The sequence below is a fragment of the Microcoleus sp. PH2017_28_MFU_U_A genome, from assembly GCF_020738035.1.
Classification (GTDB): Bacteria; Cyanobacteriota; Cyanobacteriia; order Cyanobacteriales; family Microcoleaceae; genus Microcoleus.
Map to the genome: position 1 here is coordinate 1 of NZ_JAEQCX010000081.1, position 15,751 is coordinate 15,751.

Sequence of the window (15,751 nt, forward strand, 5' to 3'; positions counted from 1 at the left end):
AATCGAGAATAGACTTCCTTGGCAATCTGCTAATATCAATTTAACCCCTGGACGTGTTGCCCAATCAATGTTTTCGCTTTTAGTTGACATTGGTACTCCTACAAAAATCCCTAAACATAGGGGAAAATCCCCCGGCTGGGAAAAAGGAAGGGTACGAACTAAGGCACCATGCTATCCCACTGTCAAAAAACGGGTTTCTCGGCGCAAAAAGTCTTCAAGATTAGCTATTTAATCTGATCCCTCTTGAGTTTTTAAGCAACAGCTTGCCTGAGATTCAAAGGTGGCTACTTTTAGCTGTACTCATTTTTTAGTCTAAACTACAGTTATTTAGTATCGTAGAAAATGAAAATACTAGAATGGTTAAAATTCACCGCGTTCGCCACAGTTCTCAACAAAATTTTGATTCTTTAAAACAGCTTTTGGATAATGATGAAGAAGAGTAAAAATGTTCTTGTGTTGTGATTTCTGAGTTTAAGGGCGATTGGACATCGAAGACTTTGACCGATCGCCTTAGAGTTACAATCTATGGATCGCACAATGCAGGAGAACGATCGCCTGATTCGGCGATTTTGTGAAAAGTTGGCAATTTAGGGAATGGGGGAGTATTTTCAAAGATGGAGACTCAACTATACGAGAAATTCATTCAAAAGGTAATTATTTTAGGTAAACAAAAGGAATTTTCATTAACCTCTGCGATCGACAACTATTTAATGATCAATTATCAGCTTAAATTAGAACGAATCGATAAACTAAAAGCTTGGCTAGATGGGTTTAGACCGTTCGATTCCACCCTCGTCGCCGAACTCAAAAAGCTCTATGATGTTCGCTTTACTTATAACTCAAATGCCATTGAGGGTAATACTTTAACCCAAAGTGAAACGGAATTAGTTTTAACTAAGGGCATTACTGTGGGGGGCAAAACCCTTGACGAACATTTAGAAGTTATTGGGCATAAGGAGGCGATCGATTATATTGAAAATTTAGCCCAAAAAGATACGGAGATTAATGAATGGGAAATTAAGCAAATTCACAATCTTATTCTCCGCAAAATTAACCCGGAGGAAGCGGGTCGTTATCGCACTCTGGATGTGATGGCGGCAGGAACGAACTATCGTTATCCTCCCCATTATTTACTGTCTCAATTAATGGGAGATTTTGCGAGTTGGTTGAATTCGGAATCTGCTTTAAGGCTCCATCCAGTCGAATATGCGACCATGGCTCATTATCGTTTTGTTTCTATCCATCCTTTTCGGGATGGGAATGGTCGAACGGCTAGGTTATTAATGAATTTACTTTTAATCCGTGCTGGCTATCCGATTGTGGTGATTGACAACCAAATCCGCAATGATTATATTAATGCTTTGGCATATGGGCAACAAAACCAAGATGATTTAAGCCAGTTGTTTGCATTGATTTTTGATGCTACGATTAGTTCGCTTGTGGAAGTTTTAAGATTATTGGTGACTGCAAGTAGCAGCAGGGGAAAGGGACAGGCTTTTTATCAGGAGATTACTGATTTTCTCGATCGTAGCGGTGGTTTAGGGAATGGGGAAAATAGGTAATGGGTGGGATGTTATACCAAAATGTTCCTGTGTACCAACGCTATCTCGGAAACGCTACCTTACCTTGGAGATGATTCGGAATCTCGATCGAGAATTAAGGATTCTTGATCGAGATGCCGATCGAGCCTTATCCTGCACAAAAACTTAGAAACCTGAAAGCGAAGAAAAAGCCCCCCTAAAAAGACGGGACTTTAATTCTCCGCTACACTCCGCTCATTACCAACAACTATTAAGGCAATTCAACGGAACTCGGTTTAGCAATATGAGGCAAGCCCCAGCCCAATTTTTCCCGCAAAATGTGGAAAAACTCAAAAGATTGTATCCGAACAAAGCGGGCTGGGTAGGGCGATCGCTCAATTTGCACCCAATCCTCAGGCCGAACATAACAGCCGCCGTTCCCATCTACCACCATTACCAGGCGGTTCGGACTTGCCGGCAAAATCTTCACCGGCTCAGTATTGCTAAATACTAAAGCCCGAGAAGCCATTGAATGCGGGCAAAGAGGGACTAACTGCAACACTGGGACTCCCGGAATAATTACAGGGCCGCCGGCTGACAGCGCGTAGGCTGTCGATCCAGTCGGAGTCGAGATAATTACCCCATCTGCGGCAATGTCCACAGAGGCGTGCTGGCCGATCGCCACTTCAAAATGGCACATACAAGTCAACGGTTCGCGGTGCAGTACCATTTCATTGAGACAAAGGGCTTCCCAAAGGCAGTCGTTGTCTCGAAACAGCCGCACGGCCAACATCGATCTTTCTTCTATTTCGTATTCTCCGGCGATCGCCTTTTCCAAAGCTTGCGGGAGCAAGTTTAGGTAAGTTTCTGTTAAAAAGCCCATATGACCGGTATTGACAGTCAGCAGCGGCACTCCGATGGGAGCAACTTGGCGAAATGCCGACAGCACCGTACCGTCGCCACCCAAAACCACTGCAAACTCCATGTCGCTGTCAAAACCGGGGGGGACAAGTTGGTCGATCGGAGTGTGGCACATGGGGCGATCGGGACTAGAATAGCCCAAAATTCCCCCGGCACCGGAAACCGCGCAGACCTCCCAGCCGCGGGCAGTCAGCTTGTCTTTCAACTCTTCGGCGATGCGACAAGAGACTGGTTTAACGTCGTTGTATATAATCCCAGCTTTCGGCACTTTAAAATGTAAAAGGCATTTTTTGTTTACTCCGTTTTTTAGTCTTAAGCTGCTCGTACTCTATTTCCCTGAGCTTCTTCATAATCAGACTGAAGTATTCTTCCAGATAAGATTCCAAAGTTGTAGTTTCTTTAGGGTCTAATCCGAAGACACTGTAAACGTCATCCATCGGAGCTTTCAAGGGTTTTCCGGCTGCTAAAACTTCTGAAAAAGCCAATCTGTCAGCTACGTTCCAACTCCACTGAAAGAACTTAGCAAATTGACGGGTAGCCTGCAACAAGGCATCTGGCGTGCGGGTGATTTTGGCCTGTTTCCCAGAAAGCCGCTCGCACAACCGCACGATTTCCTCAGCATCCCAAGCGCGATTTCCCACCACCGGAAAGCTTTTTTTCTCGGTTTCGGGAACGGTAAGAGCTCGGACGGCAAACTTCGCAACGTCCTGAGTGTTCATGTAAGCAAGGGCTGACGGCTTGTTGGGCAACCAGACTCCCTGACCATCCAAAATTGGCATTGCGTACAGGCTCAGCAGTCCTTGCAAAAAGCCGCAAGGTCTCAATATTGTGTAGTCTAGACCGGATTCTGCTAAGAATAGCTCGGTACAGCGCTTAATTTCCAACAAGGGGACTTGCTGATATTTTTCGGCGTCGAGAAATGAAAAGAATATGTAACGCTTGATGCCTGCTGCTGCTGCTGCTTGGATCAGCGATACTTTTCCGTCCCAGTCTACTCTTTTGATGCTGACAGAATCGGCTGCGCTGGCTGTTGCTGCATCGATGATAGCAGTGACGCCTTCTAATGCAGGAATTAAGCTGTCAGGCTGGCAAAGGTTTCCCGGTACGAGTTCGGCGCCCCATTCTTTCAAAAAGGCCGCTTTTCTGTAATTTCTGACTAAACAACGCACCTGGTAGCCCTCGTCTAGGGCGCGGCGGGCTATTTGACGGCCGAGGGTGCCGGTGGCTCCTACAATCAATAAAGTCATCTAGGGATTAATTTATGAATCTTAAACTTTCTATAAGATGGTATCAGGTTTTCGTTATGTTTTTTATAAAAACTTAACAAAAACCTGAATTTTTCTCATTTTTGGCTTGAGAGCCTAAGCAGCACGCTGGCTTTGGGTGGCACGCAGAAGCTAGAAGGCTTGAGCTAGAAGACTTCTGAATGATTGTTACAAAAATTTATTCTTCGCCGCCTTGCAGTTTGAGCAGGAGGAAGCCTCCGCCTATACCCACGAAAATTAGGGAAAAGGACAAAAAGGCTGCATTGAAAATTTCAGGATTCATGATTGTATATGCCTAATTGGACGATCGCATTAGATAAAAATAATAATATAATTTGGGGCAACCAGCTACATGAATGCTAAAATCTCACTGCTGAAATTGCTGTATTTTTTGGGGAGAAAACTGCCTTGAGTCTCGATCGGCAATCAAAACTAGCTGTAACTCTGGGAGATCCGGCAGGAATTGGCCCGGAAGTGATTCTCAAGGCTTTGGCAGATCCGGCTGCTGCTTTGATGGTGACGGTTTTCGGATCGAGGATGATTTTGCAACAAACTTACGATCGGCTGCGATCGATCGATCGGGCTACAACAGCAGCAAATCCCGCAACATTAAACATTATTGATATCGAACCAGACAGCAAGTGGGGTTCCATTATCCCCGGTGTCGGGAATGCGGCTAGTGGGGCGGCTAGCTTTGAGTATATGGAAAAGGCGATCGCTCGTACCCTTGCCGGCGAATTTTGTGCGATCGTCACCGGCCCCATTTCCAAAACTTGCTGGCAAGCCGCAGGTTACAATTATCCCGGACAAACAGAACTTCTGGCAGAAAGGTCGAAATCGCAGCGGTTCGGAATGCTGTTTGTCGCCACATCTCCCCACAGCGGTTGGACGCTGGTAACTTTACTCGCTACCACACATATTCCTCTGCGTCAAGTACCCGAGGCTTTGACTCCAGAGTTGCTGAGTGAAAAACTAGAATTGCTGATCGAGTGTTTGCGCGAAGATTTTGGGATAGAAAAACCAAAAATAGCGATTTCTGGCTTAAATCCTCACAGCGGCGAAAATGGCAAACTGGGAAATGAAGAGCAAGACTGGATGATACCGTGGTTGAAAGCGCAGCGCGATCGTTTTCCCCAAGTGCAATTAGACGGGCCAATCCCCCCGGATACCATGTGGGTAAAACCGGCTAAAGTTTGGTACGGCTTAGCCTCATTAGCTCACGACGGTTACTTGGCAATGTACCACGACCAAGGCTTGATTCCAGTAAAATTGATGGCTTTCGACAAAGCGGTCAACACTACAATTGGCTTACCCTTTGTCCGCACATCTCCCGATCACGGCACAGCTTTTGATATTGTAGGTCAAGGAATTGCCGATGCCTCTAGCATGACAGCAGCGTTACAGTTGGCGGCCCAGTTGGCTAGTCGCAGAGCAGCAGTATAAAATAGGGTTACAGAACAGTCCAACAATAACGTGACAATTCGTGACGAAACTAGACATTTTCTGCAATTAGAGCAGCTAATGTCTAGTTTCACTCATAATCAAGGCAGCTAATTTATCAAGTTATGACGACTCTCACTTACTGTAAAGGATTACCAACTCCCGAAGCCGAACTTAACCCCGCAGGTTATACTGAATTTGAGTGTTTTTTAACGGCATTTTCAGGAGTGTTTTATCGAGCAACAATCGAGACGGTTAACCATTTATTAAATCGAGAAATCAAATTCAATAAATCTAGTTGGAATACTCATCTACAACAGACCTACGGCATCAACAAACGTCATGCCAACGGAGTAATTGCTTTATCATCCGGCAAAGTAGATTCAGCATATAAAGCGAGAACTAGATATCTGTCCCAATTAGCATCTAGACTTAAATCCGCTGCATCTTGGTTAAAGGCAGCAGAACGTAAACTAAAAGGGGCCCAAAAATTTTACGCCAAACGGCATTGGCAGCACTCTTCAAGCGGGTGTAATTTCCCCCTAGCGAGCGACAGGAAAACTCGCAAGACCAACTGGTATCACCTGAAATTTGCCATCCACAACAAGAAAAGATACATCTACAAATTAACTCAAACCCTCGCCCACCTGAAAGTGGCACCACTGAGAGTCAAGGTCAACTCAAGAGAACTATTCATTGTGGGGTCGAAGGATGAAAGTTATGGCAATCAAGCTTGCCAGTGGGATGGCAAAAATCTGAAATTTAGAGTGCCTAATTGCCTGGAGGCTAAATTTGGCAAATATGTCACTTCAGCCATCGGTAATTTTGACAGAAATCTGAATCGATTGCCCGAGGCTGGTGCTAAAACCTGGCACTTTTACCGCCAGGACAACCGTTGGGTAGTAGCAGTACAATTTACCCCATTACCAGTAAAACAAGTAAGCCGATCGATCGAGTACGGTTGCATTGGCATTGACCTCAATCCGAACTCGATTGGTTGGGCATATATCGACGGTCAAGGTAATTTAAGCTCAAGAGGTAAAATAGCTATGCAGATGGGTTTACCTCGCGGCAAACAAGATGCTCAAATTGTAGGTGCTATCTTGCAGCTAGCTGAATTAGCTACTGCGTTTGCTTGCCCGATTGTTTGCGAATCATTAGATTTTACTGGTAAGAAATCACAGTTAAGGGAGAAAGGAAGAAAATATGCTCGGATGCTATCGAACTGGGCTTACAGTCGTTTTTATCAGCTTTTGGAGTCAATTTTATCCAATCGAGGCATTTCGTTATTTACTCGCAATCCGGCTTACACCAGTTTAATCGGATTGGTTAAATACGCTCGGATGTATGGGTTGTCCTCGGATATTAGTGCTGCAATAGCTATTGCTAGAAGAGGAATGAATGGAAGTGAAAGATTGCCGCGCCCCGTGTCCGCCTATCTGGGGGTGAACCCCAGAAAGCACGTATGGGGCGCTTGGTACCAATTTAATATGTTTATCGGTCGGTGTCCGGTAGTCAATCGCAGACATGATTACTATCGAGTCTCTAACTGGGGGCCACTGGTTAAGGCTGATGTCGAGCAGTGATGTCGGGCATCAGCCAAGCACAAGCGCGTTAGTGGTTATCGACTCAAAGTTACACCGCAGACTTATACTGGGATCCAAATTACCTGTGGGTAGGTTTGTCCAAGTTTTTAGAAGCGGTGATAGCCTTAATTAAGTCTGACACTGGGCAAAATTGTGTCATTCCTATTGATGTTCGCTGGCGTCAGGCGACAAGCAAGCTGGTCATTTTAGTCGATCGCTTAAAATCAGATTTTGGTAGCACAGTATGGCAGCATCTAATGATAATTCAGGGAACATATATCAGTCAGAAACAGAGGTGTCAGATGCAACTCAGGTAAGTTCTAAAGCAGGAGATCAACTTCAGGAATTGCTAATCATATTGACTGAAATCCAGTTACTGAAGCAATCAAAAAAAGAACCTATCGAGCTAAAGTTACCGCCATCTGAAAAATCAGCAGAGCGACTTGAGGAAGAGGAAAATCGGCGCAACCAATTGTCTTTTTTGATCGAATCACCTGCGGTTGTACCGGAAGTATTGAATAATCATGAAGAGATACCACCTCAAAGACGACAAAACAAGAACGAAGAAGCAGGCTTATCTAGAATCGCTAATTTAGCAAACAATGAGCGACCGTCGGAAGAAGATTTAGAAAAAGCAGTCGAAGAGTTTAAACGGTTGCAGGAACTGTTGTTTGAAAGGGATTTGCCGGAATTTTACAGTAATATTTTCAGCGTAGAACAAAGGTTAGAAAATTTTGAGAAACTAATGTCTGAGCCGAAAGAATTGATGAATTTATTGAAACCTTTAATTCCCGAGTTAGTGAGAGAAGAGCTAGAGCGGTTGAAGTTTCAATTAAACCAGGCGATAGAACTCGTCGGCAACGATAAAATCAATCGCCTGGAAGTTCAGACAAAATTAGCGGATTTGGAAAATCAAATTTCTGATTTCAACCAGCAGCAATTGGGAAATTCAGAACAGTTAGTTAAACGGCTAATGTTGATGGTGGGAGATCTGCTCAACCGCAAGGTAGAGGAGTCTAAGTTAGAGGTGACTTCGGCGATCGCACCGACAATCAATCAAGTAGTTGACAATCAAAATGGACTGGAAGAACAAGTAGTCATAATTGAAGAGAAACTTGCGACTGTTCAGCAGCGTTACCAGCAGCAACCGGAAGATATTATCAAACAGTTAGTCCCGGTAGTTAGCGATTTGCTCGCCCGCAAAATTAGTGAATTAAAGTTAGAAGTTGTAGAAACACTTGCACCCTCAGTACAGGTAAGAATAGCTTGGGTAGAAATAGAAGAAAAAGTATTGAGCATCGTCGAGCGCCGGCTGGCTACCCAAGAGTCGCCAATTCAGACGCCAGAAGAGATTATGGCGATGCTAATGCCAGCAATCACGGATTTGCTGAACCGGAAAATTGATGAATCAAAATTAGAGGTAGCAGCAGCGATCGAACCTTTGATTGAATCAGCAATTCTGCAAAGAGAAGTTCCAGGAAAATTGAGCGATGTAGAAAGTAGGCTCAATAATCTTCAGCGCCAGCAAAAATCTCAGCCGGAAGAAATCCTGGCAAGGTTGATGCCGTTAATGATTGAGTCGCTGAACCGGAAAATTGACGAGACAAAGTTAGAGGTGACAGAGGCGATCGCACCTGCTGTCGATACTGCTATTCAAAACAGCGGTATTGCAGCAAAAATATTGCAAAATGAAAGTAAGATTGTCGAAGTTCAGCAGCAAGTTTTAGGCGAGATCGAAGGGTTGATGGGAAGAATCATGCCCGCGATCTTGGAAATGCTGTCCGGAAGCATTCGGGACGCTAAGCTAGAGATAGAATCTGCGATCGCCCCTACTGTCGATGCGATCGTTCAGAACAAAAAGATTGATGAAAGACTCGGAAATATCGAACAAAAGATTGTGGCGATCGAACACCGGATTTATCAATCGACAGACTTGTTTACAGATTTACTCAAACCCTTGATTGACGAGCTGATGGTTAGCCATCACTCCCAACTAGAAAAATCTGTCATCCAATCTATTTTACCGTTATTAGATGAAGTGGTAGGTTATAATTACAATCTCAACAGTAAAGTACAGGAACTAGAACGCAAAATAACTGATGCTGAATGGGGAGGCGATCGGGCAGAATTAATGGCCCGAATTAAAAGCATCTTTCCAGAAATGATGATCCAAACAATTAATGACTCTAGAAAATCATTTGCCGAAACCATCGCTCCGATAATTGATGAAGTAATTGATACCAAAATCCGAGAAAATCGGCAGTCGTTTGGAGTAGCCCTAGCGCCTTCTATTCCTGTGGGAATCAGCCACAGAATTAGTGAATATCCCGATGAAATTGCCATAGCGCTGGCGCCGGAAATGGCCTCGGCAATCAAACAGCAAATTACTATCAAGCGAGAAGCAATGTCGGATGCACTTTATCCGATCATCGGCAGCACAATTTTAAAATACATCGGCGAGACGATGCGCGAGATTAACGAAAAGTTGGATCAATCGTTAAGTCCTGATGCGATCGCTCGCAAAATTAAAGCCAAATTGCAAGGAATTTCTGAAGCAGAATTGCTAATGCAAGCAACAGCACCGCTGACTGTTAAAGCTGTATTTTTGATTCAAAAAAATTCTGGATTGTTAATTGCAGGAGTGCAGCCGCCTGAAAGCGAAGAGCTAGAATCAGAAATGATAGCAGGGATGCTGACTGCTATTCGCTCTTTTGTCAACGACTGCATATCTCAATCGGGAAATCTTGCAGAGATTGATGCGGTACAATACGGGACATCTTCGATAGTATTGGAAGTAGCAGGTTCGTGTTATCTAGCAGTAGTGATCGAAGGAGGAACCCGCCAATGGTTTAAGTACAAAATGCGAGCAATATTTAAGAATATTCTTCAAGAATACGGAGAGCAAATTCAGGCATTTAACGGAGATCCGACTCGTCTGCCTCCAGGAGTAAACTTAAACTTGCAAAAGTTAATCGATACAGAGGTAAAAGTTAAATCTACTAAGATTCCAATTTTACCAGTTATCGGTTTGGCAGTGTTAGGTTTAATTGGCGTAGGTTGGGGCACTCATGAATACCGCAGCGGAATTGCAGCGACTTTAGAAGCAGATACAAATTTAGCTTTACAATCTGCTCCCGACTTATCGGTTTATCGCCTTGCGGCAGATGTTAAAGATGGAGTATTAGAGATTTCGGGACGAGTGCCGAATCAAAAGCTGCGAGTGAAAGCGGAAAAAATCGCTCAGGATGCAGCTCCCAAATTAAGAATTGACAATAAAATTATAGCCGTTGAAGTACCTCCCGATCCGGTTTTAACCGAAGCTGATGTCAAGCGGACTGTGGCTCTTTTGAATAAGTTAGAAAGCATTAATATCTCGGCTCGCTATGCAGAGGGAAAAGTCGCGATTGCAGGTAGTGTGAGCAAAGCAACGGATGCTCAGAAAATTACTCAAGCTTTTGAGAAAATTCCGGGGGTGAAGTCGGTAACAAATACAGTGGGAATCGGAACTCAACTGCCGTCACCGCCAATAGAAGTTCGCCTTTATTTCGGTGCTGGTTCGGCAATTTTGTCGCCGAAAGATATAGCACAAAAACTGAGCAAAGTTAAACAATATATGGAGGAGAATAGCACGACTAATTTGAGGGTAATTGGCTACAGCGATTTTAAAAGCAGCCCTGCGGAAAATCAAAAGTTGGCGCTGGAAAGGGCGATAAATGTGAAGGCTGCTCTGGTTAAAGAAGGGATAAATGGCAATAGAATACAAGTTGCTTCTACTAAGGGTCGTCCCGAAGGTGTGGAGGCTAATCAACCGCTGTGGCTGAGCAGATTGGTCATGTTTGAGGTGGTAAATTAAATTGGGTAATGGGGCATCGGGCATCGGGCATCGGGCATCGGGCATCGGGCATCGGGCATCGGGCATCGGGCATCGGGAATTGCTAACAAATAACCAATAACCAATAACCAATAACCAATAACTCTTAATTTAATCGTATTCGGCCGGAGGTAAAGGCTTGTATTCGATCGCCTGCCAAGCATACTAACAACCGGCCGCATCCGTCAATCCCGGCGGCTTCTCCGCAGATAGTTTCCGACGCAAGTTCGATCGCCACATTACAGCCAATCAGCCCGTCGCGGCGGCGCAATTCCGGTAACAGTCGCGCTAAACCGGACTTTTCGGGTGCCCTGTCGGTGGTGGAAAACATATCGGCTAGTTCGAGTAAATAGTGCCGGAGTCTGGCAAGCAAACACAATTCATCGGGCACATTAGTAGCAATAGAATGCAAGCTTACCGCATTGCCGATCGCCCTGGCATCCAATCCGGCCGCCGCGAAATCTACGCAGCGGTTGAGTCCAATTCCGACAACCACGCGAGTGCCGAATGTGTTCCCAGAAGTGGCTTCACAGAGAATTCCGGCTAATTTTTGGCGATCGATCCAAACATCATTTGGCCATTTCAGGCGCAGCATATCGCGACATTCGGGCACCAAATCCTCGATCGCGAAAATCACAGCCAAACCGACTGCTAAACTGAGTCCGGGTAACAGATTGGGATTGAGGTTGTCGAGTACAAAACTGGCAGTCAAAACACCGTTTGGGGCGTACCAGGTGCGCCCTTGTTGTCCGCGCCCGTTGGTTTGCTGCTTAGTAAATACTACATCTCCGTGGTGCAGTTGGTCTGCGCGGGCGATCGCCCAACTGTTGGTACTGGGACAAGTATCCAAAGAGTGCAGCCAGTGACGAACTAACTCATTATCAACAGTATTTATCAACCTTACCTCAGTAGGAATATCCCCTATCCTCTCAACTTCATTATTTTCTAATTTCTTGAGATTTTTTCATATCATTTTTCACAAAAATTATATCGCACGGTGCATATTAATAATTCATCTCTCTATTCTCTTCCTCTGTGTTCTCTGTGTTCTCTGCGGTTAAATCATATTGTATAAATCTAAAATCTATCGCAAATTTATGCTATTAAAGGACGCAATCCTAGGGAGTAAGAAACCCAGATTCTTCGTATATATAGTTGAAAAACCAATATTTATCCCAGAAAACGGGTTTCTTTAGCCTTAGTTTTCTCCTCGAAAAAAGACAACCAATCGCCGCACAATTTACGCTGCCGATTGCCCTTGCATTTCCAGCAACTCAGGAATCGTCACAAACCGATATCCCTGCTGTTTCAAACCAGCAATCATCTCCGGTAAAGCCTTAATAGTCCGAGATCGATCGCCCCCGCCGTCGTGCATCAACACAATCGCCCCCGGCTTGGCATTCTTCAACACATTCTCAACAAAAGCTTCTGGTTGAGCGCGGGGATCGGTATCAGCAGAAGTTACCGACCACATCACCACAGAATAATTTTGCTCCTTAGCATACTTAGCCAAACCATTAGTCAAAACTCCTCCCGGCGGGCGGAAATAAGTAGTCTTAACTCCCGTCGTTTCGTAAATAAGTTTTGCCGTGCGATCGATTTCGCTAGCCGCCGTCGCCGCATCCATCGGATCGTAAGGGTGATGCCACGTATGATTGCCGATCGCGTGACCTTCTGCTACAACTCGACGAGCAATGTCAGGAGAAGCTTCGAGAGATTTACCTATCCAAAAAAATGTTGCTTTAATGTCATTTTGCTTAAAAATATCCAGCATTTGTTCAGTTGTTTCTGGCCACGGCCCGTCATCAACTGTTAAAGCAATAACTTTTTGGGAATATTTGATTGTCCCTTCAAAAACAGTTTTTCCCTGAAACTGCTCAGGCGGCACAAAAGTCAAGTTTTTTTCTTTGGATTCCAATACGGTGAGAAGTTCCTCAATTGTGCGATCGAGATTAAAGCCTGTTCGATCTTCTCCAACCTCCTTTGCTAGCCGATTTACCGTTAAGGATTGCTTGAGGTTCTGCACGGCGGCGGTTGCAGGTTTGTCGCTTCCTTGTTGGTTTCCTGGCAGCAGCGTACCGACGATAAAGCTTATTGTAGCCGCTGCTAGGGCGATCGCCACAAAACGCCATTTTTTTCGCAGTCTTTGAAACAGATGATTTCCGGTCACTTGGGATTCCTTTCACTCCACACTGCCGATAATGATAATGGGAATTTCAAGGAAAAGAAACCTAATTTTTGATAAATATGTCTCAGCGGGGATTGACAGCGGGATCGGAAGGGCGATCGAATCCGGGCGATCGAATCCGGGCGATCGAATCCGGGCGATCGAATCCGGGCGATCGAATCCGGGCGATCGGAAGCGGGCGATCGAATCCGGGCGATCGGAAGCGGGCGATCGAATCCGGGCGATTGAAATCGCGCCTAGACAGACGAAACCCGCCTGCGCGGGTTGAAGAAATTGCCAGCGATTGCGATTAAGGGCGATTTCAATCACCCGATATATTTAGGGGCTTAGAAGTTTCTTGAGTCCACGGAGGTGGACATTGTTTGTATAGCCGCGATTTCTAATCGCCCGGTATATTTATCGCCCTGTATATCTTTAAAGCCTTGCCGCCAGTAAATAGGGGGCGATGGGAAGCGGGCGATTGAAATCGCGCCTAGACAGACGAAACCTGCGGAGGCGGGTTGAAGATTTAAAGCCTTGCCGCCAGTAAATCCCGAATAATTGGGATTTTCGCCGCAATTTGCGCTTGAGGTACCTCCGTTTGCAGCCAACTCTCGCGCCCTGCAAGTCTCGCAACCCACTGCTGCAACTTCGGATACTCATCAAAAGATATGTCAAACATCCCCACAGAAGGAACCGCAGTCCCCGCCACGACTTCCGCCAAAGAAAACTGTTCGCCAGCAAAAAAAGTGCGCCGATCGTCCAACAAGCCCTCAAAAAACCTCAGCAGGGTTAATATCTGTTGCTTGGACTGTGCCAACTTTTCCTCAGTGTCTCCCGGCACACCGAGCATTTGCCTGGTTAAGGGAAACATTGCCGGCAACAGTTCATTTAAAGTCAGCATGGACACCATCCGCACAATTCCCAAGGCTTTCGCCTCTGTCGGTAGCAGTGGGGGCGTGGGATATTTGGCATCTATATAATCGAGAATTGCCAGCGACTCCACCAAAGTCAAATCTCCATCCACCAACGCCGGTATGCGGTGAAACGGGTTAATTGCCAGAAAATCCGGTGCAAATTGGTCGCCGTCGAGGTTAAGTGCGATCGGCTCAAACGCAACTTGTTTCTCCAGAAGTGCCACCCACACGCGACGAGAATTCAGAGAAATCGGATTGTAGTACAGTTTCAGCATCGGATTTTTCTCGAACGACACCACCAGTTTAGCAGCCAAATGTCTTGATTTTAGGTAGTTTGGCAGAGTGGGAGTGTTCGGAAAGGGCGATCGACACCCATGTCAAAAAAAAGATTTCAAAAAAAGTTGTATTACCCCCTTGACAGTTCTGTAGTACATAATGTAGCATAAATATATAGCAACCGGGAAAGAGCTTCAAAGCTTTAACTCACAAGCAATACGAACCTTGAAAACTGAATAGGAAATTAACAATGTCACATACTTTTGGACATTTGGCGGTGTAGACTCCGGCAACCATAACCCCTAGGTTGTAGTACGCGGAATCAACCGCCACCCCGTCCAAACACAAACCTTTGTGGGGCTGTAGCTCAATTGGGAGAGCGTCGCTCTGTCACAGCGAAGGTAGCGGGATCGAAACCCGTCAGCCCCGTCAAGCAATTTTGGATTTTGGATTTTGGATTTTGGATTTGAGCTGTAGGGTGCGTCGCCATCAAAAATCCTAAATAATATCGACAATCTCATAGCGACGCACCTTATTTGAGATATTGAGATTTTAGATTTGAAATTTTGATTTAAAATTTAAAATTTTAAATCGACTCAAATCTCAAGTAATAATTCTTCAATCTAAAATCTAAAATCCAAAATCCAAAATCAATAGTCCCGTAGGCAAAAGTCAAGCCGTCTGCCCCTCAAGCAGAAGATTGCGAGTGCAAACCTCGTCGGGACTCCCAGGTTAGGTGGCTGAGTGGCTCAAAGCATCGGTCTGCAAAACCGAATTTCGCGGGTTCAAATCCCGCCCTAACCTCTGTTCCCAATTGTAATTAAAAATTACATAAATTCCATGAAATTTAATTATTTAGGGTACGCACTGTAAAGTCGGTCATTCTACAAAACAGAGGAAGTAAAGCCTAATAGACATTGACGGAGGTTAGAAGTTATGAAGACCAAAACTACCGTTCTTTCAAAGTTCATGCCAAACGATGTATCAAATAATAGTGCCAACTTGGAAGATCAGTTGACTGCGTTCGTTCAAAAATCCCTTGCTGACAGCTATTCTCAAGACGTTGATGCTACTTTGCAACAACTTGATGCAGCATGGGAAGCTCAGAAATTGGTTTGGCAAATGCGAGATGATACCAAAGTTTGAGCGAACAAGTTCCAGAAGCTTACTTGTTTTGAAAAACGAGAAATTAAAAGATTAAACCAACACTCTTTTAATTGCAGTTTTTAACTTTGAAAGTAACAAAGCAACACAGTGCTCGACGCACAGGTAGTTAGAAACCGGGTTTTTTACGAAAATTCTTCACCCGAGCCCAGAGATTAGGTAAAAAGCCCGGTTTCTTTGAACTTATATCGCAAGCAGGGATGGTGTAACTGGCAACACTCTGGTCTCCAAAACCAGCATTCTGAGTTCAAATCTCAGTTCCTGTGCCAAATTTTTAATATCAAATTTTTAGTGCTGTAGGCAAATGGTTTAAGCCGCTTGGTTTTCACCCAAGTGATTTGCGGGTTCAACTCCCGTCAGCACTGTGTGTGGGTCGTTGGCAGAATGGTTTTGCAGCCGCCTTTTAAGCGGATGGATCGAGGTTCAATTCCTCGGCGACCTACCAAATTTTCAACCTTGGGTCGGTTCTCATATTGGTATGAGTAGCTGTCTGTAAAACAGTAGCTTAAAGCATTGCTGGTTCGATTCCAGCCCGACCCATGCGATTTTAGATTTTGGATTTTAGATTTTGGATTTTTAGATTCAAGATTTAAGATTTGAGATTTGAGATTGTAAATTATTTGT

At 44.8% G+C, this 15,751-nt stretch carries 12 protein-coding genes and 7 tRNA genes; 13 read left to right on the plus strand and 6 right to left on the minus strand.

The genetic code is table 11. The features are described from left to right. Positions 1-614: 614 nt before the first annotated feature. Positions 615-1,562, plus strand: coding sequence for a Fic family protein (locus tag JGK14_RS20195; protein WP_293325080.1), 948 nt, complete (start codon positions 615-617; stop codon positions 1,560-1,562). A gap of 229 nt (positions 1,563-1,791) precedes the next feature. Here JGK14_RS20195 and JGK14_RS20200 read toward each other — a convergent pair whose 3' ends face one another. The 3 genes from JGK14_RS20200 to petM all read right to left on the minus strand — a co-directional run bounded on the left by JGK14_RS20200 (position 1,792) and on the right by petM (position 3,989). Continuing rightward, positions 1,792-2,709 (minus strand): NAD(+) kinase, encoded by a 918-nt coding sequence (locus tag JGK14_RS20200; protein ID WP_293183772.1) that lies wholly within the window; start codon positions 2,707-2,709, stop codon positions 1,792-1,794. A gap of 1 nt (position 2,710) precedes the next feature. After that, positions 2,711-3,688, minus strand: coding sequence for an NmrA family NAD(P)-binding protein (locus JGK14_RS20205; protein ID WP_293197521.1), 978 nt, complete (start codon positions 3,686-3,688; stop codon positions 2,711-2,713). 196 nt (positions 3,689-3,884) lie between these two features. Beyond that, positions 3,885-3,989 carry a cytochrome b6-f complex subunit PetM gene (gene petM / locus JGK14_RS20210; RefSeq protein WP_172189541.1) on the minus strand — a complete coding sequence of 35 codons (105 nt, stop codon included), beginning with the start codon at positions 3,987-3,989 and terminating at the stop codon, positions 3,885-3,887. Positions 3,990-4,114: 125 nt separating this feature from the next. On the opposite strand from petM, the gene pdxA reads away from it, so the two are divergent. The 3 genes from pdxA to JGK14_RS20225 all read left to right on the plus strand — a co-directional run bounded on the left by pdxA (position 4,115) and on the right by JGK14_RS20225 (position 10,585). Beyond that, positions 4,115-5,149, plus strand: coding sequence for a 4-hydroxythreonine-4-phosphate dehydrogenase PdxA (gene pdxA, locus JGK14_RS20215; protein ID WP_293212489.1), 1,035 nt, complete (start codon positions 4,115-4,117; stop codon positions 5,147-5,149). A 122-nt stretch (positions 5,150-5,271) separates the two neighbouring features. Beyond that, complete coding sequence (locus tag JGK14_RS20220; protein ID WP_293242449.1) at positions 5,272-6,732, plus strand: hypothetical protein; 1,461 nt, start codon at positions 5,272-5,274, stop codon at positions 6,730-6,732. Positions 6,733-6,976: 244 nt separating this feature from the next. Then, positions 6,977-10,585: an OmpA family protein gene (locus JGK14_RS20225; RefSeq protein ID WP_293212491.1), complete on the plus strand. Its 3,609-nt coding sequence runs from the start codon at positions 6,977-6,979 to the stop codon at positions 10,583-10,585. 124 nt (positions 10,586-10,709) lie between these two features. Here JGK14_RS20225 and JGK14_RS20230 read toward each other — a convergent pair whose 3' ends face one another. Both JGK14_RS20230 and JGK14_RS20235 read right to left on the minus strand, forming a co-directional pair. Next, positions 10,710-11,501 (minus strand): biotin--[acetyl-CoA-carboxylase] ligase, encoded by a 792-nt coding sequence (locus JGK14_RS20230; protein WP_325315414.1) that lies wholly within the window; start codon positions 11,499-11,501, stop codon positions 10,710-10,712. Positions 11,502-11,843: 342 nt separating this feature from the next. Beyond that, a complete protein-coding gene (locus JGK14_RS20235; RefSeq protein WP_293183785.1) occupies positions 11,844-12,773 on the minus strand; it encodes a polysaccharide deacetylase family protein in 930 nt (309 codons plus the stop codon). Positions 12,774-12,850: 77 nt separating this feature from the next. Between JGK14_RS20235 and JGK14_RS20240 the strand changes: the two genes are divergently transcribed. Further along, the gene (locus JGK14_RS20240) at positions 12,851-13,084 is read left to right on the plus strand and encodes a hypothetical protein (RefSeq protein WP_293270982.1); all 234 of its coding nucleotides are present in this window, start codon (positions 12,851-12,853) and stop codon (positions 13,082-13,084) included. 215 nt (positions 13,085-13,299) lie between these two features. Here JGK14_RS20240 and JGK14_RS20245 read toward each other — a convergent pair whose 3' ends face one another. Further along, entirely contained in the window at positions 13,300-13,962 is a 663-nt protein-coding gene (locus JGK14_RS20245; RefSeq protein WP_293207290.1) for a glutathione S-transferase family protein, read from the minus strand. Between the two features lie 357 nt (positions 13,963-14,319). Here JGK14_RS20245 and JGK14_RS20250 point away from each other — a divergent pair. From JGK14_RS20250 to JGK14_RS20285, 8 genes are all read left to right on the plus strand, one after another. After that, positions 14,320-14,392, plus strand: a tRNA-Asp gene (locus tag JGK14_RS20250). A gap of 226 nt (positions 14,393-14,618) precedes the next feature. Next, a tRNA-Glu gene (locus JGK14_RS20255) sits at positions 14,619-14,693 on the plus strand. Beyond that, positions 14,694-14,767, plus strand: a tRNA-Cys gene (locus JGK14_RS20260). 132 nt (positions 14,768-14,899) lie between these two features. After that, entirely contained in the window at positions 14,900-15,109 is a 210-nt protein-coding gene (locus JGK14_RS20265; protein ID WP_293183792.1) for a hypothetical protein, read from the plus strand. Positions 15,110-15,321: 212 nt separating this feature from the next. Continuing rightward, positions 15,322-15,396, plus strand: a tRNA-Trp gene (locus tag JGK14_RS20270). Positions 15,397-15,417: 21 nt separating this feature from the next. Beyond that, positions 15,418-15,492 (plus strand) — tRNA-Glu (locus tag JGK14_RS20275). Between the two features lie 5 nt (positions 15,493-15,497). Beyond that, positions 15,498-15,572: transfer RNA gene (locus tag JGK14_RS20280), tRNA-Lys, on the plus strand. A 13-nt stretch (positions 15,573-15,585) separates the two neighbouring features. Beyond that, positions 15,586-15,667, plus strand: a tRNA-Tyr gene (locus tag JGK14_RS20285). Positions 15,668-15,751: the final 84 nt, after the last annotated feature.